This window comes from Pseudomonas asturiensis (assembly GCF_900143095.1).
Taxonomy (GTDB): Bacteria; Pseudomonadota; Gammaproteobacteria; order Pseudomonadales; family Pseudomonadaceae; genus Aquipseudomonas; species Aquipseudomonas asturiensis.
In genome coordinates this window covers 33,749-54,773 of record NZ_FRDA01000008.1, presented here as the reverse complement: position 1 = coordinate 54,773, position 21,025 = coordinate 33,749, and the positions used below count along the sequence as shown (strand labels likewise).

The 21,025-nt window shown below is 58.8% G+C and carries 22 protein-coding genes and 1 pseudogene; 13 read left to right on the top strand and 10 right to left on the bottom strand.

From position 1 onward, the window contains the following. A complete protein-coding gene (locus BUB69_RS15485; RefSeq protein WP_073168258.1) occupies positions 1-2,037 on the bottom strand; it encodes a sensor histidine kinase in 2,037 nt (678 codons plus the stop codon). A 44-nt stretch (positions 2,038-2,081) separates the two neighbouring features. Then, on the bottom strand, positions 2,082-3,002 hold the full coding sequence (locus BUB69_RS15480) for a putative 2-dehydropantoate 2-reductase (RefSeq protein ID WP_073168256.1): 921 nt from the start codon (positions 3,000-3,002) through the stop codon (positions 2,082-2,084). Positions 3,003-3,173: 171 nt separating this feature from the next. Between BUB69_RS15480 and BUB69_RS15475 the strand changes: the two genes are divergently transcribed. Continuing rightward, positions 3,174-3,653 (top strand): YajQ family cyclic di-GMP-binding protein, encoded by a 480-nt coding sequence (locus tag BUB69_RS15475; protein WP_004881488.1) that lies wholly within the window; start codon positions 3,174-3,176, stop codon positions 3,651-3,653. 117 nt (positions 3,654-3,770) lie between these two features. After that, the gene (locus BUB69_RS15470) at positions 3,771-4,601 is read left to right on the top strand and encodes a mechanosensitive ion channel family protein (protein WP_073168253.1); all 831 of its coding nucleotides are present in this window, start codon (positions 3,771-3,773) and stop codon (positions 4,599-4,601) included. An 80-nt stretch (positions 4,602-4,681) separates the two neighbouring features. On the opposite strand, the gene BUB69_RS15465 is transcribed toward BUB69_RS15470, so the two are convergent. From BUB69_RS15465 to BUB69_RS15450, 4 genes are all read right to left on the bottom strand, one after another. Then, the gene (locus BUB69_RS15465; protein ID WP_073168251.1) at positions 4,682-4,993 is read right to left on the bottom strand and encodes a hypothetical protein; all 312 of its coding nucleotides are present in this window, start codon (positions 4,991-4,993) and stop codon (positions 4,682-4,684) included. 109 nt (positions 4,994-5,102) lie between these two features. Continuing rightward, positions 5,103-5,453, bottom strand: coding sequence for a hypothetical protein (locus BUB69_RS15460; RefSeq protein ID WP_073168248.1), 351 nt, complete (start codon positions 5,451-5,453; stop codon positions 5,103-5,105). 39 nt (positions 5,454-5,492) lie between these two features. After that, positions 5,493-7,043 carry an AmpG family muropeptide MFS transporter gene (locus BUB69_RS15455; protein WP_073168246.1) on the bottom strand — a complete coding sequence of 517 codons (1,551 nt, stop codon included), beginning with the start codon at positions 7,041-7,043 and terminating at the stop codon, positions 5,493-5,495. A 54-nt stretch (positions 7,044-7,097) separates the two neighbouring features. Further along, entirely contained in the window at positions 7,098-7,454 is a 357-nt protein-coding gene (locus BUB69_RS15450) for an MGMT family protein (RefSeq protein ID WP_073168244.1), read from the bottom strand. 157 nt (positions 7,455-7,611) lie between these two features. On the opposite strand from BUB69_RS15450, the gene BUB69_RS15445 reads away from it, so the two are divergent. Continuing rightward, on the top strand, positions 7,612-8,619 hold the full coding sequence (locus tag BUB69_RS15445) for a DUF481 domain-containing protein (protein WP_073168242.1): 1,008 nt from the start codon (positions 7,612-7,614) through the stop codon (positions 8,617-8,619). A gap of 53 nt (positions 8,620-8,672) precedes the next feature. Here BUB69_RS15445 and BUB69_RS15440 read toward each other — a convergent pair whose 3' ends face one another. After that, a complete protein-coding gene (locus tag BUB69_RS15440; protein WP_073168240.1) occupies positions 8,673-9,431 on the bottom strand; it encodes an SDR family oxidoreductase in 759 nt (252 codons plus the stop codon). A 137-nt stretch (positions 9,432-9,568) separates the two neighbouring features. On the opposite strand from BUB69_RS15440, the gene BUB69_RS15435 reads away from it, so the two are divergent. The 4 genes from BUB69_RS15435 (at position 9,569) to groL (ending at position 13,103) form a co-directional block, all read left to right on the top strand. Then, entirely contained in the window at positions 9,569-10,300 is a 732-nt protein-coding gene (locus BUB69_RS15435) for a HugZ family pyridoxamine 5'-phosphate oxidase (RefSeq protein WP_073168237.1), read from the top strand. 67 nt (positions 10,301-10,367) lie between these two features. Further along, positions 10,368-10,862, top strand: a complete 495-nt coding sequence (locus tag BUB69_RS15430) for an FxsA family protein (protein ID WP_073168235.1) — start codon at positions 10,368-10,370, stop codon at positions 10,860-10,862. A gap of 254 nt (positions 10,863-11,116) precedes the next feature. Then, positions 11,117-11,410: a co-chaperone GroES gene (locus BUB69_RS15425; protein ID WP_004881479.1), complete on the top strand. Its 294-nt coding sequence runs from the start codon at positions 11,117-11,119 to the stop codon at positions 11,408-11,410. Positions 11,411-11,459: 49 nt separating this feature from the next. Further along, a complete protein-coding gene (gene groL / locus BUB69_RS15420; RefSeq protein WP_024686728.1) occupies positions 11,460-13,103 on the top strand; it encodes a chaperonin GroEL in 1,644 nt (547 codons plus the stop codon). A 101-nt stretch (positions 13,104-13,204) separates the two neighbouring features. Here groL and BUB69_RS15415 read toward each other — a convergent pair whose 3' ends face one another. After that, positions 13,205-13,945 (bottom strand): phosphatase PAP2 family protein, encoded by a 741-nt coding sequence (locus BUB69_RS15415; RefSeq protein WP_073168572.1) that lies wholly within the window; start codon positions 13,943-13,945, stop codon positions 13,205-13,207. A 178-nt stretch (positions 13,946-14,123) separates the two neighbouring features. Between BUB69_RS15415 and colR the strand changes: the two genes are divergently transcribed. The 6 genes and pseudogenes from colR to BUB69_RS15385 form a co-directional block, all read left to right on the top strand. Next, on the top strand, positions 14,124-14,807 hold the full coding sequence (gene colR, locus BUB69_RS15410) for a two-component system response regulator ColR (protein WP_004881475.1): 684 nt from the start codon (positions 14,124-14,126) through the stop codon (positions 14,805-14,807). Further along, positions 14,797-16,086, top strand: a complete 1,290-nt coding sequence (locus BUB69_RS15405; RefSeq protein ID WP_073168233.1) for a sensor histidine kinase — start codon at positions 14,797-14,799, stop codon at positions 16,084-16,086. Before colR ends, BUB69_RS15405 begins: the two co-directional genes overlap by 11 nt. A gap of 208 nt (positions 16,087-16,294) precedes the next feature. Then, a complete protein-coding gene (locus BUB69_RS15400) occupies positions 16,295-16,975 on the top strand; it encodes a class I SAM-dependent methyltransferase (protein ID WP_073168231.1) in 681 nt (226 codons plus the stop codon). Positions 16,976-16,980: 5 nt separating this feature from the next. Further along, positions 16,981-17,703: a lipopolysaccharide kinase InaA family protein gene (locus BUB69_RS15395; protein ID WP_073168229.1), complete on the top strand. Its 723-nt coding sequence runs from the start codon at positions 16,981-16,983 to the stop codon at positions 17,701-17,703. Beyond that, positions 17,700-17,927, top strand: a complete 228-nt coding sequence (locus BUB69_RS15390) for a hypothetical protein (RefSeq protein ID WP_073168227.1) — start codon at positions 17,700-17,702, stop codon at positions 17,925-17,927. Before BUB69_RS15395 ends, BUB69_RS15390 begins: the two co-directional genes overlap by 4 nt. Positions 17,928-18,472: 545 nt before the next feature. Then, positions 18,473-18,829: pseudogene (locus tag BUB69_RS15385) on the top strand (hypothetical protein); the annotation flags it as partial. Here BUB69_RS15385 and BUB69_RS15380 read toward each other — a convergent pair. Both BUB69_RS15380 and BUB69_RS15375 read right to left on the bottom strand, forming a co-directional pair. Beyond that, the gene (locus BUB69_RS15380; protein ID WP_073168224.1) at positions 18,826-19,923 is read right to left on the bottom strand and encodes a DUF1513 domain-containing protein; all 1,098 of its coding nucleotides are present in this window, start codon (positions 19,921-19,923) and stop codon (positions 18,826-18,828) included. The pseudogene BUB69_RS15385 and the gene BUB69_RS15380 sit on opposite strands and share 4 nt — an antisense overlap. 16 nt (positions 19,924-19,939) lie before the next feature. Further along, on the bottom strand, positions 19,940-21,004 hold the full coding sequence (locus BUB69_RS15375) for an imelysin family protein (RefSeq protein WP_073168222.1): 1,065 nt from the start codon (positions 21,002-21,004) through the stop codon (positions 19,940-19,942). Between the last annotated feature and the right edge of the window lie 21 nt (positions 21,005-21,025).

The following is a 21,025-nucleotide window of genomic DNA, read 5'->3' as shown; positions in this document are numbered from 1 at the left end:
TCATGGCTTGGAAATAACCTGTTGCTGCACACTCGCCTGATTGGCGATCAGCGGCAGGCGCAAGGTGAAGCAGGTCCCGCTGCCAACGGAAGATTGCACTTCCATCTGGCCTTTGTGGTTGTTGGTGATGATGAAGTACGACACCGACAACCCCAGTCCGGTGCCCTGACCGATTTCCTTGGTGGTGAAAAACGGCTCGAACGTTCGTTTGCGCACGCTTTCGGACATACCGATGCCGTTGTCTTCCACCTGAATCTCGGCCCACGGCGGGTTGAGCCGGGTGCGCAGGATGATGCGCCCTGGCTCCTCGCCATCGGGGCGCTGATGAATGGCCTGTGCAGCGTTTTTCAGCAGGTTCAGGAGCACTTGTTCCAGCTCATTGGCGATGCATGGCACAGGCCCCAGTTCCGGGTCGAACTGACGAATGATGTGCTGGCCCTTGAAGTCGAATCCGATGGTCAGGTCGAAGTCGTTACTGGCGATCTCTACCGCTTGGTCGATCAGGGCTGGCAGGTCGCAGGGCGATAACTGACGGTTGCTCAGGCGGCTGAAGTTAAGCATGTGGCTGACAATCTTCGCCGCGCGTGCGCCCGCCTGCTGAATGCCATCCAGCAATTGCGGCACCTCGCGGCTGGTCAGGTAGTGGTTCACTATCGCCAGGTCGATGCCATCGGTTTCTGCCTGCTCGATATTTTTTGGCAGGTCCGGCGACAGACGTCGCCGAATGTTCTGCACGTTATGCAGGATCGCGCCCAGCGGATTATTGATTTCGTGCGCCATGCCCGCTGCCAGGCCGCCGACCGAAAGCATTTTTTCCGACTGCACCATCATTTCTTCCAGTGAGATGCGCTGGGTGATGTCGTCGATGCGGATTACCACGCCACGGCCTGCGTCGCCGGTCAGCGGGTAAAACGTCAGCGCGTAATGGCTCGGCTCTTCGTTCTTGATCCAGGTCACGCGCTCGATCTTGGTGACGCTGTGCCGCTCCACTGTCTGCTTGATCTGCGGCAGGAACGAGCGCATCGGCTCGAACGCGATGAAGATCGGCTGGTTCATTGCTTCGTCCAGGGTCGTGCCCGAAAGCGCGCTGGCTTCCTGATTCCACTGGGTCACGTAAAGCTGCTCGTCCAGCGCGATCATGGCCGATGGCATGGAGTCGATGATGCTGTTGAGGTAGTTCTGAAAACCCGTGAGCTTCTTTTCGATCTTGCTGCGGACCTGGACTTCCAGCTCCAGCTTGCGGTTGGTGTGACGGGTCTCCTCAGCCATGCCCTGCGCCTGATCGTAGGCTTCCTGAGAATCGTCGCGGGCGCGTTTGAGCTGCTGCTCCCGGGCTTCGATGCGCGACAGCATGGTGTTGAAGGCCTCGGCCAGACTGCCGATTTCGTCCTCGTTGCCGGGCTCTGCGCGCAGCGCGTAGTTTTCTTCGCGGGTCACCTGGCGCGACAGTTCTTCCAACTGATAGATGGGCTCGGTGATCAGGCGACGAATCTGTCGCGCCACGACCAGCCACAACAGCACACTGAACACCAGGATGCCCAGGCTGGCGGTCAGGGTGCCGGTGTAGAACGCAGGCGGCAGTTCGCTGCTGGCGACCAGCAGCAGGTGGCCCGGCGGTTGCTCGCCCTTGGGCACCGTAATCACCTGCGTGCTGCGAAACTCGGTCAGACGCCAGCTTTCGAGGTCCTTGAAGTGATGTGGCAGCTCCAGACTTTCGCCTTGCTGCACCTGTGCCAGGCGCTGGCCGTCATTGTCGTAAATGGCTGCCGCCCGCAACGGGCCGTAGCTTTTCAGCTCCCGGAGCAGGGCGCGCGCGTCGTCAGGGGAATTCAGCGCATTTTCATTAAGGTTGGCGCTGCTGATCAGGCGACCGATGGTCTGCAGTGCCTGCGGGGCCATGGCTTCCTGGGAAATGTAATAGGCCGCGCTGATGAAGGTCAGGTTGGCAACCAGCAGCACGGTGGTCATCAGAACCAGCAGGGCGGCCAGCAGCTTCTGGCCGACAGGCAGGTTTTCCAGGCGTTGGCGCAAGGGCATGGGGCGAGTCGCAATGGCAGGTGGAGCGAGCAGGGTAGCGCGGGCTAGTCAGTACGCAAACCCTTGCTTGCCAGATGCATGATCAGACGAGTCTGCAGTTGCTGTAAATGCGGTGCCGGGCAGCGATGGCGCTCGGCTGCCGCGCAGGCATAACCCAGCAGATAGCTGATTTCGGTTCGTCGCTGTTGAGCAACGTCCTGATACATCGACGAGAAGTTGGCCGCTGTGGCGTTGATGACCCGTAACACTTCGCTGTGCAGGTCCGCTGCGGCGGCTGGCTGGCCGCAGCAGTGCAGCAGGTCAGTCAGCTCGGCACACAGCGTGGACACTTCGCAGTGATGCTCCAGCAGTCCACCGTTGCGGCAATCGTGCAGCACCGTCAGCGGGTTGATCGCGCAATTGAGCGCCAGCTTGCGCCATAGGCGCGTAAGAATGTCCGGGGTCCATTCATGAGGGATCGCACTGTTTTGCAGGTCCTGCAGGAACGATGGCGGGGCAGGATTCGCAACATCGCCCAGCCACGTAAAGCCATGACCGGCAAACACCACCTGCCAGTCAGCCTTGCGGAACGCACCTTCTGTGCTTGAGGCAAATACACAGCGCGTATGGGGCACTTGCGCTGCAACAGCAGCCTGGCTGCCGAGGCCGTTCTGCAACAGGATGATTTCTGCATCGGCGGTCAGGCGATGCGCCAGTTGCGCCACCGCCTGCTCGGCATCGTAGGCCTTGCAAGCGACCAGCAGCCGCGTGATCGGCTGTGCATCGTCGAGGGGCTGTGCAGGTATCGGGAACGAACGCGGCGCATCGTTTTCTATCAAGGTCAGGCAGCCACCGCTGGCCTGATACGCCGCCACGCGAGCCGCATCACGCAGCACCAGACACACCGGCACGTTCGCCCGTGCCAATCGCGTGGCCCACAGACTGCCCAGACTGCCTGCGCCCAGTACATGCCAGGTCGTAGCCATCAGCTATCGACCTTGAAGGACAAAAGCGGCCCCGGAGCAACGAAATCAGTAGTGGACATGAAAGGCTCACAGTGAAGGCCGGAAAAGTCTCGTTATAATGAGCGTTCTTTCATACCGTCAAGTCATGCGCGCCGTTGATTGCCGTGCGCGCCGTTCAATTGGAGAACATACATGCCCTCGTTCGACGTAGTGTCCGAATTGGATAAACACGAAGTCACGAATGCCGTCGACAATGCCATCAAAGAGCTGGACCGTCGCTACGACCTGAAAGGGAAGGGGACGTTCGAGTTCAAGGAACTGACCGTCAGCCTGACCGCCGAAGCCGACTTTCAGCTGGAGGCCATGATCGAGATCCTCAAGCTGGCACTGGTCAAGCGCAAGATCGACGCCAAATGCCTGGAAATCAAGGACGCCTACGCCTCCGGCAAGCTGATGAAGCAGGAAGTGGTATTGCGTGAAGGCATCGACAAGGAGTTGGCGAAGAAAATCGTCGCTCACATCAAGGAAGCCAAGCTCAAGGTACAGGCCGCGATTCAAGGTGAGCAGGTCCGTGTGACCGGCAAGAAACGTGACGACCTGCAAGAAGCCATCGCTGCACTGCGCGCCTACGATTCGGGCATGCCGCTGCAGTTCAATAACTTCCGCGACTGACGAGGCGCAGTGATCGCCGGGAACCCTGAGTTGCCCGGCCAGTCCGAATCGCCCTGGGTGTCGAGTTGAAAGCCTTGGTGGTTATCGACACCAGTTCGTCAGGTTAAGGAGAGAAAGATGGATTTAAACGCAGAAGTCGGTCACCTGTGGCAAGCGTCGCAGGCCTGGATTCCGATGATCATGCAGTACAGCAGCCGTCTGCTTCTGGCACTGGTCACGCTGTGCATCGGTTGGTGGCTGATCAACAGGCTGACCGGCAAGCTCGGCGCCCTGCTGGCGTTGCGTCATGCGGACCTGGCATTGCAAGGCTTTGTCAGCAGCCTGGCCAATATCATTCTGAAGATTCTGCTGGTGGTCAGTGTCGCATCGATGATCGGCGTCGAAACCACGTCGTTCGTGGCGGCCATTGGTGCTGCAGGTCTGGCGATTGGTCTGGCGTTGCAGGGCAGCCTGGCGAACTTTGCCGGTGGCGTGCTGATCCTGCTGTTTCGTCCCTTCCGCATCGGCGACTGGATCGAAGCACAGGGTGTGTCGGGAACGGTCGACAGCATCCAGATCTTTCACACGGTGCTGCGTACCGGCGACAACCGCACCGTGATCATGCCCAATGGCAACCTGTCCAACGGCATCATCACCAACACCAACCGTCAGCCGACCCGTAAGGTCGTGTTCGACATCGGTGTCAGCCACGATGCAGATCTGAGAAAGGCGTTGCAGGTCCTGCTGGATATGGCCAAGGATCCGCGTGTGCTCGAAGATCCGGCTCCGCAGGCCGTGGTGGCGGCGCTGGGCGAAAACGCGATCACCCTGTCGTTGCGGGTCTGGACCAAGACTGGCGACTTCGGTGATGTGGTGTCGTTCTTCAATATCGAGGCACGTGATCGCTTGAGAGACGCCGGCATCGATATCCCGGCTCCACAGCGGATGATGCGGGTCGTTCAGGAGTAATCCTGCGCGGTTGCTTTACCGGGAAACGAAAAAGCCCTGGCGCGCGAGCGTCAGGGCTTTTTTAATGGCGCCGGGGTGGGCTACATGTTTGCCAGCGCAACGATGATGCCGACAGCCGCGACAGCTGCCCCCAGCACGTTGAAAAAGAACCCGAGGCGCGCTGTTGTCGAGAGTCTCCACGGCTTGAAACAGAACGCGTAGATCACCAGAAAAATGATTGCGAAGATTTCCAGTTGGCCAAGCAGGACAATCGCGCTGCCTACTGTCATTGGCGACTCCGCGCTGGAGGCGTAAAACGCCAGCGCCGTCCAGATAACGGGGACCCAGATTCCGAGGCCGATCAGGACCAGCAGCAGGTATTGGTTGAAGCCTGTCTTTTTTGCGGTGTTCAATTCCAGTCCTTAAGCAGGTGAGGGTGCCAGCCGATGTGCCTGGCAGTCAGAAAAATTCGGGCCATCCTAACGCGTTTGGGGGCGCTGCGCGCGATCGCCCGGCCACGACTCAATGGCCGCCGGTGCGGGACATCGTCACGGCGAAAACGAACACAAGAACCAGAACTGCGCTGACGCCTGCTCCCAGTGCATGCACGTAAAAGCCCATACGGACGCTTTTGACACGCCGCCATGGCTTTGCCCGGAATGCGTAGATGAGCAGCAGGACGGTGGCGGCGAGTTCTACGCTCAGGAGCGAGAACAGGGTGCCGACGACAGCCGGCCCACCCATGCCCAGGCCACTGGCGCTCCTGAGCACGTACAGACACAACGCGACCCCGATAACGGGTACCCAGATCCCCAGGCCAATCAACGCAAGGATGAGGTAGTGAGCGGGATGGGTTTTGCTGACGTTATGCATTTCTTCTCGATGCCTCTCGGCCATCGGCCTGGAACCTGATCAAGGCTTTTCGATGGTCGGTGTCTCGACCGGCTCCTCGACTTTGGCGGTCCGGGCTTCCCGGCTCCACTGCAGGATGATCATGATCAGCGTCGGGACGCCGAGCAGGGCCGTGATCAGGAAGAAGTTGTGATAACCGAACTTCTCCACCATCACGCCAGAGTAACCACCGATCAGGCGCGGCAGCAGCAGCATGATCGAGCTGAGCAGGGCGTACTGAGTGGCTGAGAACTTGAGGTTGGTCAGGCTCGACAGGTAGGCCACGAAGGCTGAGGTCGCAAGTCCTGAGCTGAGGTTGTCCAGCGAAATGGTCAGGATCAGCATCCTGATATTCGGCCCCATGTCCGCCAGCAGCAGGAACAGAATATTGGTCGATGCCGACGCGAGGCCGCCGATGAACAGGATGGGCATGATGCCGAAACGTACGATCAACAGGCCGCCGACACCTGCGCCCAGCAGGGTCATGATCAGCCCGAAGATTTTGCTGACACTGGCGATTTGATCCTTGGTGAAGCCCTGATCGATGTAAAACACGTTGGCCATGACCCCCATGACCGTGTCCGACATGCGGTAGGTCGCGATCAGGCCCAGCAACAGCAGCGCCTGCCAGCGGTAGCGCATGATGAAGTCGTTGATCGGCGTCAGGACGGGTGCCAGACCACGCCGGCCCATCGAAGACAGGCAGCCGATGGTGAGCAGCGTGTAAAGGATCGAGCGCAGAAACGCCCGGTCCTCCAGCAGCAGGTCCATCCAGCTGGTGCCTTCGAACAGCACGCTGGCGAAGTCGGTGTTGTAAAGCTGGGTGAACATCGCCGGGACCGAGACCAGCAGCACGATCAGCACGAAGACCGATGCCAGTTGATGCGTAAAACCGTAGCGCGCGGCCGACAGCTGAGTACGCAGCGGCACGGGTGGCTCACGCATGACCAGCGTGGTGATCAGCGCGGGCAGCATCAGCAGGCCGAACAATACATAGGTGCCGGTCCATGCCGAGTGCTTGTAGGCAAAACCGGTCGAGCCAAAGCCTTCGGCGAAATACAGGGCACCTGCCGTGGCGAGCAATGCAGCGACGCGGTAGCCGGACATGTAGCTGGCCGCCAGCGCAGCCTGCTGAGTGTCCTGGGCGATTTCCAGGCGATAGGCATCAATGGCGATGTCCTGGGTCGCAGAGGAAAATGCCACGACCACAGCAATCGCGATCAGCCACGACAGGTGCTGCTGCGGATCGCAGAAGCCCATGCCGATCAGGCCGAGAATCACCAGTGTTTGAGAGAGAACAAGCCAGGACCTGCGGCGTCCCAGTTTTCCCAGTAGCGGCAGGCGCCACTGATCGAGCAGCGGTGACCAGACCCACTTGAAGGCATAAGCAAGGCCGATGAGACTTGCATAGCCGATGGTTTCACGAGCGACACCTGCCTCGCGCAACCATACGGATAACGTTGAGAAGACCAACATGTAAGGCATGCCCGCAGCGAATCCGAGCAGCAGCAACACTAAAGTCGATGGGCTGGCATAGGCAGCGAGCGCGGCGCGCCAGGTTTTACGGGGCATGGGCTGGAATCTGCCTCAGGTTACGAAAACAAAGGGCGCACTCTAACCGTTGAACTACGTGGGGCGCCAGCCATGACGCTGCATATCAACCCGATTGTTCAGAATGGTAAGGCCTTCGGCACGTAAACGGGCACGCTGTTCGTCGCCCGAAGGCGTTCCCGGTGGCAGACTGAGCCTGCCACCGGCACCGATCACCCGATGCCAGGGCAGTGAAGAACCCTCGGGCAAACGGCTCAAGGTCCGGCCTACCCAGCGGGCGGCCTTGCCGAGACCGGCAAGTTCAGCCAGATGCCCGTAGCTGACCACCTTGCCTTCCGGCACCTGGGCAAGCGTCAGATAGAGTGCCGTGCGCCGTATGTCGGCAGGGGATAATCCGCTTGGGTCATTTTGTTCTGAAACAGCGTCGGTCACGCGTTTATCCTGTATAAAACGAGATTGATTGTCGTTACCTGGAACTACGGACGGATCATGCGGTCAGTGTTACCTGTTCCCGGCGGTCCATGGATTGCCTTGACGTCCTCCAGCGCAATGATGCCCGATTCCGCCAAACAGAGCCCAGTACTCGCTTATGTTGTCCAGAACTCTTCTGTGCCTTGCAATCACCACCGTTTCCACTCCTTTGCTCGCTGACACCGTCTGGTTGAAGAATGGTGACCGGCTGACCGGGACCATCAAGGTTTTCGACGGCGGCAAACTGCTGCTGCAGACCGAGTACGGCGGCGCCATCCCGCTGGACTGGAAACAGGTCAAGACCCTTGAAAGCGATCAACCACTGCTGGTCAAGCAGGATCAATATCAGGGTGAGGTCGCCAAGTCGTTGAAAGCGTCCGATGACGGCAAGGTCGTACTGGCCAACGGCGAAGCACCCAAGACGGTCGAGCTGGCCAGCATTCAGCAGATCATCAAGCCCAAGCCGGTCATTACCGATCTGGTCTGGAAGGGCAATATCGATGCCGCGCTGGACTTCCAGCAGGCCGAGAACGATACCGATGATTACAACATCGCCTTCAAGACCTCGGCACGTCATGGCCAATGGCGTCACAACGCCAAGGGCGATTACAACCGCGAGACGACGGACGATACTGTTGGCACCGATAACTGGAGCGCCGAGTACTCGCTGGACCGCTTCCTGACCGAGAAATTCTTCTGGGACGCGCGCATCACCTACAAGCGCGACAAGATCGAAGACTTGTCTCGTCAGCGTACCGTGGGTACCGGTCCTGGCTATCAGTTCTGGGATGATGAGCTGGGCGCATTCAAGGTGGGTGCACTGCTCAACCGCACCGATTTCGAATTCTCCAACGGTGAGAAAGAGAACTTCTACTCGGTGGCTGGCACCTGGGACTACAACCGCTACCTGATCGGTAAAAAGGTCGAGTTCTTCACCAACGGCGAACTGGGCAAACCGTTGAGCGGCGTGGCCGATTACTCGGCGGACGTCGAGGCGGGTCTGCGTTACAAGGTCACCGACTGGGCATCGCTCAACGTCAAGGCCGAGAAAAACATCATCAGCGGCTCCAGCAACGGCGATGTCGACAAGACACGCTACACCGCAGGCTTCGGCGTCAGTTGGTAAGTGATTGGCAGGCGACGCACGCTCAGGCGGCGTCGCTTGCCGGTCAGGCAGATCTAGATCCTCATCGCGCCATCCAGCTCCAGGATGCGCCCGCTGAAATAATCGTTTTCCAGAATGTACGCCACTGAGTGGGCGATCTCGTCCGGCTTGCCCATGCGTTTGAGCGGGATGGCCGAGGTCATCTTCTCCAGCGCCTCGGGCTTCATGCTGCCGGTCATCTCGGTCTCGATAAAGCCTGGCGCAACGCCCGCCACCCGAATGCCGTAGCGCGCCAGTTCCCTGGCCCAAGTCACAGTCGCTGCCGCAACACCGGCCTTGGCGGCCGAATAGTTGGTCTGGCCGATATTGCCCGCCCGTGAAATCGACGAGATGTTGATGATCGCGCCCTGACTCTTCTGCTCGATCATTTTCGCCGCCACCTCACGGGTGCACAGGAAAACGCCGGTCAGGTTGACGTCGATGACAGACTGCCACTGCGCCAGGCTCAGCTTGGTCATCACGCCGTCCTTGACCTTGACCAGCAAGCCATCGCGCAGGATGCCCGCATTGTTGACCAGGCCATCAATGGTTCCGAAATCCTCGGCCACCTTGTTCACGGTGTCCACAACCTGATCTTCACTGGCCACGTTGCACAGATAGGCCCGGGCTTTCACGCCCTGTGCCACACAGGCGGCAACGGCCTGATCGAGCTTTTCCTGATTCAGATCCACCAGCGCCAGGTTTGCACCCTTGCCAGCCAGGTATTCGGCCATGGCGCGGCCCAGACCCTGGCCACCGCCGGTGATTATTATTAACTTGTCTTTCAATTCCATGTGCGTGCCCAATCAACGGATCGTCTTGATGGCTTCGCTGACTCGCTGCGAGTCCGGATGCCATGCCCAGAGCACGTTATATTCTGTTTCCGCGCGTTCGTCTTCAATTTGACGAAAACGTTATAAGGAGTCACAAGATGAGCGCGAAAGCCTCTAAGCACGCCCGACACCTCCTGCTCAAGGAATACAGGGCCGTACTGTCCACCCATTCCAAATCCATGCCGGGTTACCCGTTCGGTTCGGTCGTGCCTTACTGCCTGGATGATCAGGGGCGGCCCCTCATCCTGATCAGTCGCATCGCCCAGCACACCCACAACCTGGCGCTGGAGCCCAAGTGCTCGTTGCTGGTGGGCGAGCGTGGCGCTGAGGATGTTCAGGCGGTCGGTCGCGTGACGGTGCTGGCGCAAGCGAGCGAGCTCAGCGAGCCAGATGTGATCGAGGCTGCCGCCCTGCGCTATTACCGGTTTTTCCCTGAGTCGCAGAGCTATCACACAGCCCACGACTTTGATTTCTGGGTGCTGGAGCCGGTGCGCTATCGCTACATCGGCGGTTTCGGGGCCATTCACTGGCTGGACGAGGTCGCACTGGCCAACCCGTTTGCGGGCAAGGTAGAAACCGGCATGGTCGAGCACATGAATCAGGACCACGCCAAGGCGATCGCGCACTACGTCGAATTGGCGGATCTGCCGCGCACCGAGCCTGCGCAACTGGTCGGCATCGACAGCGAAGGCATGCACCTGCGCATCGGTCACAGCCTGCATTGGCTGGCGTTCAGCGAGTCTTGTAATACACCGACACAAGTCCGCGAAGCCTTGGTTCAGCTGGCTCACGCTCAACAATGGCCGGTAAATGAAGCGCAACACGCTTGAATTAACGACTTTCTGACATCACATACGGTCTACTTGCAAGGCACCCTTGCGCTGAGGAACTGATTTGATGCGTGTTTTTTTGCTGATGTTCTTACTCTTTCCGGTACTCGAACTGTTCATTCTGGTTCGGGTCGGCATGTCCATTGGTTTTCTCTGGACATTCCTGTTGGTCCTGGCGACCTCGATGCTGGGGCTTTTCGTCATGCGTGTGGCGGGTTTTGCAACGGCGCTGCGCGCCCGTGAAAGCCTGTCCCGCGGTGAGCTGCCTGCGCAGCAAATGCTCGAAGGTCTGATGGTGGCTGTCGGCGGTGGCTTGCTGCTATTGCCAGGCTTCATCAGTGACATTCTGGGCGTGATCTGCCTGTTGCCTGTGACCCGTCGGATACTGATCAACAAGGTCCGCCAGCGCGCCGAGGCCCAAGCCATGCGTCAGCGCGCTTTTGCCGATGATCTGCAGACCCGCGCCAATCAGGACGCGGCGGGCGGTCGTCCCCATGCGATTCACCAGCCGACCCGCGAGCCTGACGTGATCGAGGGCGAATTCGAACACCGCGACAAGTGATCGCCAGAGCATTGCGGCGCGGCACCTTCGGGTGCCGCGCTCGTTTGTGGCGCGTGTTGGTTTGTAAAAATTTTCTTGCCCAAGCCTTGTAATAGCCTTGCTCGCCCTTATGTATGGGTCACCGCAAGGTTTCTGGCCTGATTGCCAGACCGTATTCTGCGGTTCGCGCGTCGAACCGTAACCGGCAAGTCCGGAATGTATAACAGGCCGGTGCATTCACCGGATGCTCAACAACCCTAATCAGGAGATCGACAATGAAGCTTCGTCCTCTGCATGACCGCGTCGTAATCCGTCGCAGCGAAGAAGAAACAAAAACTGCCGGCGGTATCGTTCTGCCAGGTTCGGCTGCTGAAAAGCCAAACCGTGGCGAGATCGTCGCTGTGGGTACCGGCCGCGTGCTGGACAACGGTGAAGTACGTGCGCTGGCCGTGAAAGTGGGTGACAAAGTGGTGTTTGGCCCTTATTCCGGCAGCAACACTGTGAAAGTAGATGGCGAAGACCTGCTGGTGATGAGCGAGAACGAAATTCTCGCTGTTATCGAAGGCTGAGTGCTCGCACTGATTTCCGTTACTACAAAGTATTCAAGGAATAATGATCATGGCTGCTAAAGAAGTTAAATTCGGCGATTCTGGCCGCAAAAAAATGCTCGCCGGTGTAAACGTCCTGGCTGACGCAGTAAAAGCGACCCTGGGTCCAAAAGGTCGTAACGTCATCATCGAGAAGAGCTTTGGTGCTCCGCTGATCACCAAAGACGGTGTATCGGTTGCCAAGGAAATCGAGCTTAAAGACCGTTTCGAAAACATGGGCGCGCAGCTGGTCAAAGACGTTGCCTCCCGTGCCAACGATGACGCTGGCGACGGTACGACCACCGCTACCGTTCTGGCTCAGGCCATCGTCAACGAAGGCCTGAAAGCCGTCGCTGCCGGCATGAACCCGATGGACCTGAAGCGCGGCATCGACAAGGCGACCATCGCCATCGTTGCTCAGCTCAAGTCGCTGTCCAAGCCATGCACCGACACCAAGGCTATCGCCCAGGTCGGCACCATCTCGGCCAACTCTGATCACTCCATCGGCGACATCATTGCCGAAGCCATGGAAAAAGTGACCAAAGACGGCGTTATCACCGTTGAAGAAGGTTCGGGTCTGGAAAACGAACTGTCTGTCGTTGAAGGCATGCAGTTCGACCGCGGTTACCTGTCCCCGTACTTCATCAACAAGCCGGACACCATGGTTGCCGAGCTGGACAGCCCGCTGCTGTTGCTGGTTGACAAGAAGATCTCCAACATTCGCGAAATGCTGCCGGTTCTGGAAGCTGTCGCCAAGGCCGGTCGTCCACTGTTGATCGTTGCCGAAGACGTTGAAGGCGAAGCCCTGGCGACGCTGGTTGTGAACAACATGCGCGGTATCGTGAAAGTTGCAGCCGTCAAGGCTCCAGGTTTCGGCGACCGTCGCAAGGCCATGCTGCAGGACATCGCCGTTCTGACTGGCGGTACCGTTATCTCCGAAGAGATCGGCCTGAGCCTGGAAACCACTACCCTGGAACACCTGGGTAATGCCAAGCGCGTCGTGCTGAACAAAGAAAACACCACCATCATCGATGGTGCTGGCGTCAAATCCGACATCGACTCGCGCATCGCTCAGATCCGCCAGCAAATCGGCGACACCAGCTCCGACTACGACAAAGAGAAACTGCAAGAGCGTCTGGCCAAGCTGTCGGGCGGCGTTGCGGTGATCAAGGTCGGTGCCGGTTCCGAAGTTGAAATGAAAGAGAAGAAAGCCCGCGTTGAAGACGCCCTGCACGCAACCCGCGCAGCCGTCGAAGAAGGCGTGGTACCTGGCGGTGGCGTAGCGCTGGTTCGCTCCCTGCAGGCCATCGAAGGTCTGAAAGGCGACAACGCGGATCAGGACGTCGGTATCGCTCTGCTGCGTCGTGCAGTCGAAGCACCTCTGCGCCAGATCGTTGCCAACTCCGGTGACGAGCCAAGCGTTGTGGTCGACAAGGTCAAGCAGGGTTCGGGTAACTTCGGTTACAACGCTGCTACCGGCGAGTACGGCGACATGATCGAAATGGGTATCCTGGATCCGGCCAAGGTCACTCGCTCTGCTCTGCAGGCAGCGTCCTCGATTGCCAGCCTGATGATCACCACCGAAGCGATGATCGCTGACGTGGCTGACGACAAGCCAGCAGGCGGCGGCATGCCGGACATGGGCGGCATGGGTGGTATGGGCGGCATGATGTAAGCCAGCTTTACCGCTTAGGCTGTACCTGTAAAAAACCCCGCCTTGTGCGGGGTTTTTTTATGAGCTGATTTCAGTCAGCTCGGTTGTTATCCACGATCCGCTCAGCGCGATGGCCGAGCGGCAGATAATGCGTCCGGTCGGGGGGCGGGCCTGTACAAGACAAAGTAATAAACCCCCAGGCAAATCAACCAGCAAAACACAGCTGTCCAGATGTTATGCGACAGAAAGTGCGCACCCTGCAGCATACGGCCCACTGAAAAGATCGATCCCAGACTGAACGCTAATATCAGTCCAGCCTTGGCCAGACGTGGCTTGCGGTCGCGCAGCATAAAGAACAGTGCAAACAGGGTAAATCCGGTTGCCGCATGGCCGCCAGGCCAGCAGCGGCCGGGTTTGTCGGTGGCCGGACGCGGGCTGAGCAGCTCGCTGTACGTTTCCTGTCCGCCAAATTCGGTCAGACTCCATGGGCACTGCACCGAGGTCACTACTTTGACCGGCGTGACGAACGCGGTCGAAAGCGCCATGGACAGCACCAGGCAACCCAGCTCGCGACGCCACGGGATCAGTCGTTCGACCTTGAACGAAGCCGCAAAGCTGATCAGCGCCAGAAGTCCCAATGCGATGACCAACTGCTTGGCGCGATCATGCAGCACGTTCTCCAGAAAATAGCTGTGCTTGCCGATGAATTCGCCGGTCGCAGGGTCGAAGGCTATCTTGGCGAGGTCCATGTCTACGGACGTCAGTTCCAGCAGCGCCAGTATCAAGGCAGTGAGGGCAGGGATGCCCAGATAGATCCAACGGTTAAGCGGACGGGAGTAGGGCGGGGAGGCAGCTTTCAATATGGCAAATCCAGTTCGGTGGGACACAGGCCGCAGTCAGCGAACGCGACAGTTTGTTTCGAAGTGTGTCATGGGAGTTGTCAATCCTGGGTGAAAAAATCGTTAGGCCATTTACGGCGCTGGCCCTGAGGCCCACTTCGTCTTAAGCTGCGCCAGCCTAAATTGCATATGAGAGTGCTCCATGCGAATTCTTCTGGTTGAAGACAACCGCGACATCCTGGCAAACATGGCCGACTACCTGGGCATGAAGGGCTATACCGTCGATTGCGCACAGGATGGCCTCTCGGGACTGCATCTGGCTGCCACCGAACACTACGACCTGATCGTGCTGGACATCATGCTGCCCGGTATCGACGGCTATACCTTGTGCAAGCGACTGCGCGAAGACGCCCGCCGCGACACGCCGGTGATCATGCTCACCGCACGTGACCAACTGGATGACCGGCTGCAGGGTTTCCGCTCCGGCGCCGATGACTACCTGCTCAAGCCCTTTGCCTTGTCTGAGCTGGCGGCGCGTATCGAAGCCGTTCTGCGTCGTGCCCAGGGTGGAGGCCGTCGTACCTTGCAGGTCTCCGATCTGATCTACGACCTGGACACGCTGGAGGTGACGCGCGAAGGACGGATGCTCAAACTCAACCCGGTCGGGCTCAAACTGCTCGCCGTGTTGATGCAGAAGAGCCCGCACGTGCTGCGTCGCGAAATTCTCGAAGAAGCGCTGTGGGGTGACGACTGTCCTGACAGCGACAGCCTGCGCAGTCACGTGCATCAGTTGCGTCAGGTGATCGACAAACCGTTTTCCAAGCCATTGCTGCAAACCGTTCATGGTGTGGGCTACCGCTTGGCCGAGGGCCGGGATGGAGTTTAAACAGAGCCTTGCTCAGCGGATCATCATCGCGTTTGCCCTGATGAGTGCGCTGGTCGCCGGATCCTTCGCAATCGGCATTATTTCCACCGTCCACCTGGTCGAAGAAAAACTGATTTCCGCAGGTCTTGGGGGCGACCTCAACCGCCTGATGCTGATGGACAGCGTCAGCGACTGGAGCCACCGCCCCAAGCCTGACCAGCTGTTCTACTTCACCAATGGCCCGGGCGATTTCGACCTGCCCAAGGACCTGCGCCACCTTGAGCCTGGCTTTCACGAGGTGTTTCGCGGGCCGCTGTCCTATCACGCGATGATCGAAGTGGTCGATGGCCGTCACTACGCCCTGCTGCAGGACCAGAGCGATTTCGAAGAGCGCGAGCGGGTGCTGTTCGCGGTGGTGCTGGTTGGCTTTGTGCTGGCACTGGCGCTGGCTGTGTTCCTTGGCTGGGTGTTGGCCCGACGGGTGATGGCACCGGTCGTGCGCCTGGCCCGGCAGGTTCGTCACCGCGATCAGTTGCTAGGTCTTGCGCCACCGCTGGCGCCTGACTACGCGGCCGATGAAGTGGGTGAACTGGCAGTGGCGTTCGACGCCACCTTGGGACGGCTGAGGCAGGCCCTGATTCGCGAGCGGATGTTTACCAGCGATGTCAGCCATGAACTGCGTACGCCCTTGATGGTATTGGCCAGTTCCTGTGAGCTGCTGCTGGAAAACCCTGCACTCGATCAGCGTGCGCGTCGTCAGGTCGAGCGTATCGGTCGCGCCTGCGAAGAGATGCGTGACCTGGTACAGACCTTCCTTATGCTTGCCCGCACCCAGCGCGAAGACCCGGCCATGACGCCAAAGGCCACATTGGTGGGGGTCGCCGAGCAATTGATCTCGCAGTGGCGCGATCCAATAGAAGGCAAAGGCCTGCAACTGAACTACAACCCGCCCCCGGATGACCAGTTGTCGGAAATCCGCTACAACGCAACCTTCCTGCATGCCGTCATGGGCAACCTGCTGCGCAACGCGCTGCATTACACCGACCATGGCTTTATCACGCTGACCTTGCAGGAGGAGGGCTTTATGGTCGAGGACAGCGGCGTGGGCATCCCGGAAGAAAAACGCGAAGCCATGTTCGAGCCCTTCGTGCGCGGCAACGAGCAGCGTGGCGAGGGTCTCGGCCTGGGACTTTCTCTTGTACAGCGCATCTGTGCCAATCAGGGCTGGAGCGTCGACCTGACCCCCATGGAACCCCACGGCTGCCGTTTCAAGGTCACGCTCTTCCTTCCCAAGGCCTGAATCGGAGCGATGATTCGACGCTGGCAGCCGGCCTGCCATGCGTCGAAGAATTGTCTGAGTCATCGGGCGTCAGGGACATCACGCGTAAGTCTATGTAAAATCTCGAAACATCTTCTGGGCCAATGTGACATTTTTTTCACATTGAGATGACCTGACGGTGACGGCTGACTCACTAAGTTAGCCGGCATCAACGTCAGGAGATGCTCCCATGAGCGAGCGTATAGAACTTGAGTTTTCCCGTAAGTACGACAAGGCGCATGCCCGTCAGTATCTGGAAAAGCATCAGGATGGTTTGTGGCGCAAGCTGTCGCATTACCGTGATGAACAATTGGCCAGAAAGGCGCTGCAGTTGGCAGGTGATCCCGGTCTGGTCCTGGATCTGCCGTGTGGCGCAGGACGTTTCTGGCCCATGTTGGCCGAAAAGCCTAATCGTTCGATCATCGGTGCCGACAATTCTGCTGACATGCTGCGCACCGCGTGTGAGTCTCAACCCGCTGATGTGGTGAAAAGGGTACAACCCTTGCAGACATCTGCTTTCGCGATCGATCTACCCGATAACGCCGTCGACAGCATCTTTTGCATGCGTCTACTGCACCATGTTGGGCAGTCCAGTGACCGCATGGCTCTATTGCGGGAGTTTCAGCGAGTGACCCGTGACAGCGTGATCGTTTCGCTGTGGGTTGATGGCAATTTCAAGGCCTGGAAACGCAGACGGCTTGAAAGTGACCGGCAGCGAAAAAATGGGCAGGAAAGTTACCAGAACCGGTTTGTGTTACCGGTTGCTACTGCTGAAGCCGAATTTGAACAGGCGGGTTTTCGCATTCAGAAGCGAATGGATTTCCTGCCGATGTACGCCATGTGGCGTGTCTATGTATTGCGTAAAAGGTAAAGCATATGGGTTTGCAGTCCACGAAACAGTCCGTTGGAAAACCCGGTGAGAATGGGTTCAATCACTTTTGGAGTCAGCGCGGCGAATGGGTTGAAGAGCCCAACGTGCGTCGTGGCGGCGAAAGTGGTGTGCAACGGGTTGTCACGGACGACGGGCAAACCTTCTACAGCAAACGCCAGACTGGTCACATCTATCGCAGCTTGATGCATCCCTTGGGGCGTCCGACCGTATTGCGTGAGCGAGACGCCCTGGAAGGCCTGCGCAGGCTGGGCGTCGTTGTGCCGGAGATCGTGTTTTGCGGCGCTGAACGCAGTGAAGGTAATGAATGGCGGGCGCTGCTGGTTACCGTTGCGCTGGACGGTTTTGAAGAGTTCGACAAGTGGGTTGAAGGCGGTGGACGTGAGCAATACGGCGAGCTGCTTTACGAGCAGATGCTCAACGAAATCGGCATGACTCTGGCCCGCATGCACCTGGGGCGCTGGCAGCACAGCTGCCTGTACAGCAAGCATATTTTCGTGCGCGTGACAGGCGAAGGCACACAGGCGAGAGCCGAGGTTGCTTTGCTTGATCTCGAGAAGGGACGACGTCGCTGGACGGCGTACGGTGCCGCGCAGCACGACATGAGACAACTCAAACGCCATTCGTCATTCAGCGCCGCAGACTGGCAAAAGCTGGTCTATTTTTACCAGGCGGCGTTTGGCAGCTCTATCAAAGGTTTAGAGTCATGAAACTCGAAATGGCTAGAGGTTTGTTCGTGTTTGCGGCCCTGGCGACAGCGACACTCGCTACGGCTGCGCTCCAGCAGCCTGCAACAAAGATTCTGAGTGCCCAGCATGGAGAAGGTCATTGCCCCTTGCCACGCGTGGTCAAGAGTCCGGTAGCAATGAAACCCGATCACGACTTGTTGCTTCTGATGTACAGCCTTGCCCAGGGAACCGGATCCAGAAATTGAACATACTTTCGACCTGAAAGGCCCCTGTCGGGGCCTTTTTTATGGGCGGATTTTAACCGTGCAATCTGTCTGAAGGACCTGATAGACCCCGATACGCTAGAGGGCCAGGTTATCCGCGTATCTGGCGCCATCAGCAAGCCAGCGCCCAGCATGATCATCATGCGGCGACGTAACAGCCTCGACATCCCGGAACATTTGCAGCGGACCTTTGCGTCAGTTCAATCTCAATCGCAGTGTTTGACACTTATCGGGCAACGCAAGTACCTGAAACAGGCGCGGTAGGGCGTTTATTGAATTTCAACTTCTGTGGAAGTTTCTTACTTTTTTAAAAGACCGTTCTGGCATAACGCTGTTGGCGCATATGTCATCTTTCGTCGGATGTTTACCGAGCTGTCAGAGCTCGAGCAATGCGCCGAAGGAAAAATGTCGTGGCCCGTATCTGGACGAAAATAGTGACTGCCTTGCGCGGCGGTGCCAGCGAAGCAGCAGGGGTCATTATGGCCCGGCAGGCGCTGCACATCCTCGATCAGGAGATTCACAGCGCTCACCGGCCCGAACCGCCTTTTCGTTTGCAGGGCAGCTATCGCAACATGAACAAGCTGGCCGAGAAGGTCTCTGCTGTCATGAATGGGACAGAGATCGATCAGCTGATTTCAGATCATTACCGTGGGGAGTCGCAATTGCTCACTCACGGCGCGGAAGAAAATCTGCTGAAACTGGCTGAGCTGCGTGGACAGCTGAGCGATGAGCAGGCCAGCCGCTGGGAGCAGATCAAGAAGGCATTTGTTCGCAATCAAAGGATGGGCGGTGACAGCGCTGACGTAGGCAATCGTATCGTCGCTCAGCTCAGCGACGCGGTTGAAGGTATCCGCGCCATTGCTGATCGTTCGCGACGCGCCTAGGCTAGATGCAAATGGTTGTCCCAGAAGCCGGTCGGCAGGTCCAGTGGTTTGGCCAGCAGTTCCGGCTTGCGGCAATCGTAAAACCGGCATCGACCCTGGCCGGAGGTCACGACAAAACCGTCTGCCACAGCGCCGACGCCTGCACAGTCCGGCAGCGGCGCGTCCAGCTTCACTGCGCCGCTGTCCAGGTCCCAGATAAAGAACCGGTTGCCCCGAGGGGCGGTCAGCGCAACCAGACGCAGGTCACTGTGTACCGCAACACTGGCGGTGTAATGGTTCATCGCGCGCAGTTGTTCTTCGGCCACCGGAAACGGCTGAAAAGGCTGACCCGGTCGCTTGATTGCCAGCAGCTCGGACAACTCGTGCGAGTCCCCCATGAATTGCTGACCGGCGACAATAGTCCCGTCGCTGGCGATGCCCATGTGCCGCACGCTGTTCATCTGCTGGGAGAGGGTTTCCTTGCTCAGCAACGTACCGTCGCGCTGCATCAACACCAGGCTGGGCTGCATGGCATTGAGGTTCATCTCGACGCGGCTTTCCGCCTCGGTACGAATCCCGCCGTTGGCGACGACCAGGGTTTCGCCATCCGGCATCCAGGACACCTGATGCGGCCCGATTCCATGAGTGGAAATCTCCCCCGCATGCTCCAGCCGCTCGCCAACGAATCGATACACCCCCAAGAGGCCACGACCAGGATCGCGCGTGTCATTTTCCGTTGCGTACAACCATTCTCCATCGCGGTGAATGACCGCGTGGCCGTAGAAATGTCGATCAGGTCCAGAGGTGACGGTCTGCAAAAGGCTCCCGTCGCGCAGGTCGATCAGATAGCTTTCGGTGCCCGGGCGGCGCGCAATGAACACCGCCAGCGGCAGGGACGGGTGGTTGATGATGTCGTGACAGCGCTGGCCCACTTGAGTGGCGAACACCTGTTTGCCGTCAAGGCGGTAACCCACCGCGTAATGCCTGCCCTCTGCATCATCGCGCGCAGAGAGCAGCAGCGGCCCCTGATCCTTTTGCTTGAACAGGGTCCAGCCGCCCAGCGTACAGGCGCTGAGCAACAGGCTGCCAATGGCCAGGACCTGACGTCTGAACATCACTTCATCCTCTCGATCAATCGCCGTCGTTGGCGTTGAAACCCAACTGAATACCCAGCGCCTTGGCCAGTTCACCTTCGTGCAGGCGATGGACCGCGTTCAAGCTGTCGTAGAACGCATTGAGTTGCTGGCGTCCGGCTTCGGTGGCCAGCAAATCGGCCAGTGGCGGCTTGAGCTCCGACAGCAATTTGCGGCTGTTAGCGTAGGCCGCGTCGATTTTATCAGCCAGCGGTTTCTGCTCGGCGGGCAGCAGGCTGCGCAGGCCTTTGTTGTCGACGCCGGTCCACACGGTTTCGGCGCTCGCCAGACTGGCTTCCAGACTGCTGAGCGACGATTTGCTGCGCCATGAATCGGCCTGGAAAGGCTGAGGCTGCCCCTTGCTTTGGCGACCCAATGGCGTGCCGAGCTTTTTCTTGAGGCTGTCCAGCGCCGTTACCTGAACCCGCAGCAGTTCGGCGATGGCCTCGTGAGAGTCGGCGTAACGCTGATTCGGGAACTTGCTGAGCTGCGCGAGCATGCCGTCGTTAGTGTTCCAGCGACTGAGAATTTCTTCGGCCAGCGTCTTCTGACGATCACCAATGGCCATCAGCAGCGGGCAGTAGCGAGCTTTCTGCTCAGCGTTTGCCATGTCGATTTCTGCGTCGAACAAAATGTACTCGTAAGCGGACAGGCCCTGAACCACAACGCTGGCCTTGGACAGCTCTTCTGCGTTGATCTGCGGCTGGGCAGCGACCAGTTGCTCGACCTGACGGCCGACCAGATTCTTCTTGTCCGGCCAGAACTGCACCTGCCAGGCGCGATTGCCCTCGGCCAGCGGACCAATCAGCAACGGTTGCAACTCGGCCCAGGTTTTCTGCGCCTTCAGGAAGTCGGCACGTGCCGTTGCCAGATCCGTCTTGCCCTGACAGAACGCCAGCGCACTGCTTGCCAATTGACGGTCGGCATCCACCCAGCGGCTGTAGGTCGGCAGGATCACCTGCTTGGCAATGGCAGCAGAGGTAACTGCCTGAGGGTCGGATGGCGAACAGGCACCCAATGCGAGAGCCGCAAGGCTGGTCAGCAACAACTTGGGTCGGAACATGTCCGGCTCCTTAATCTTGGA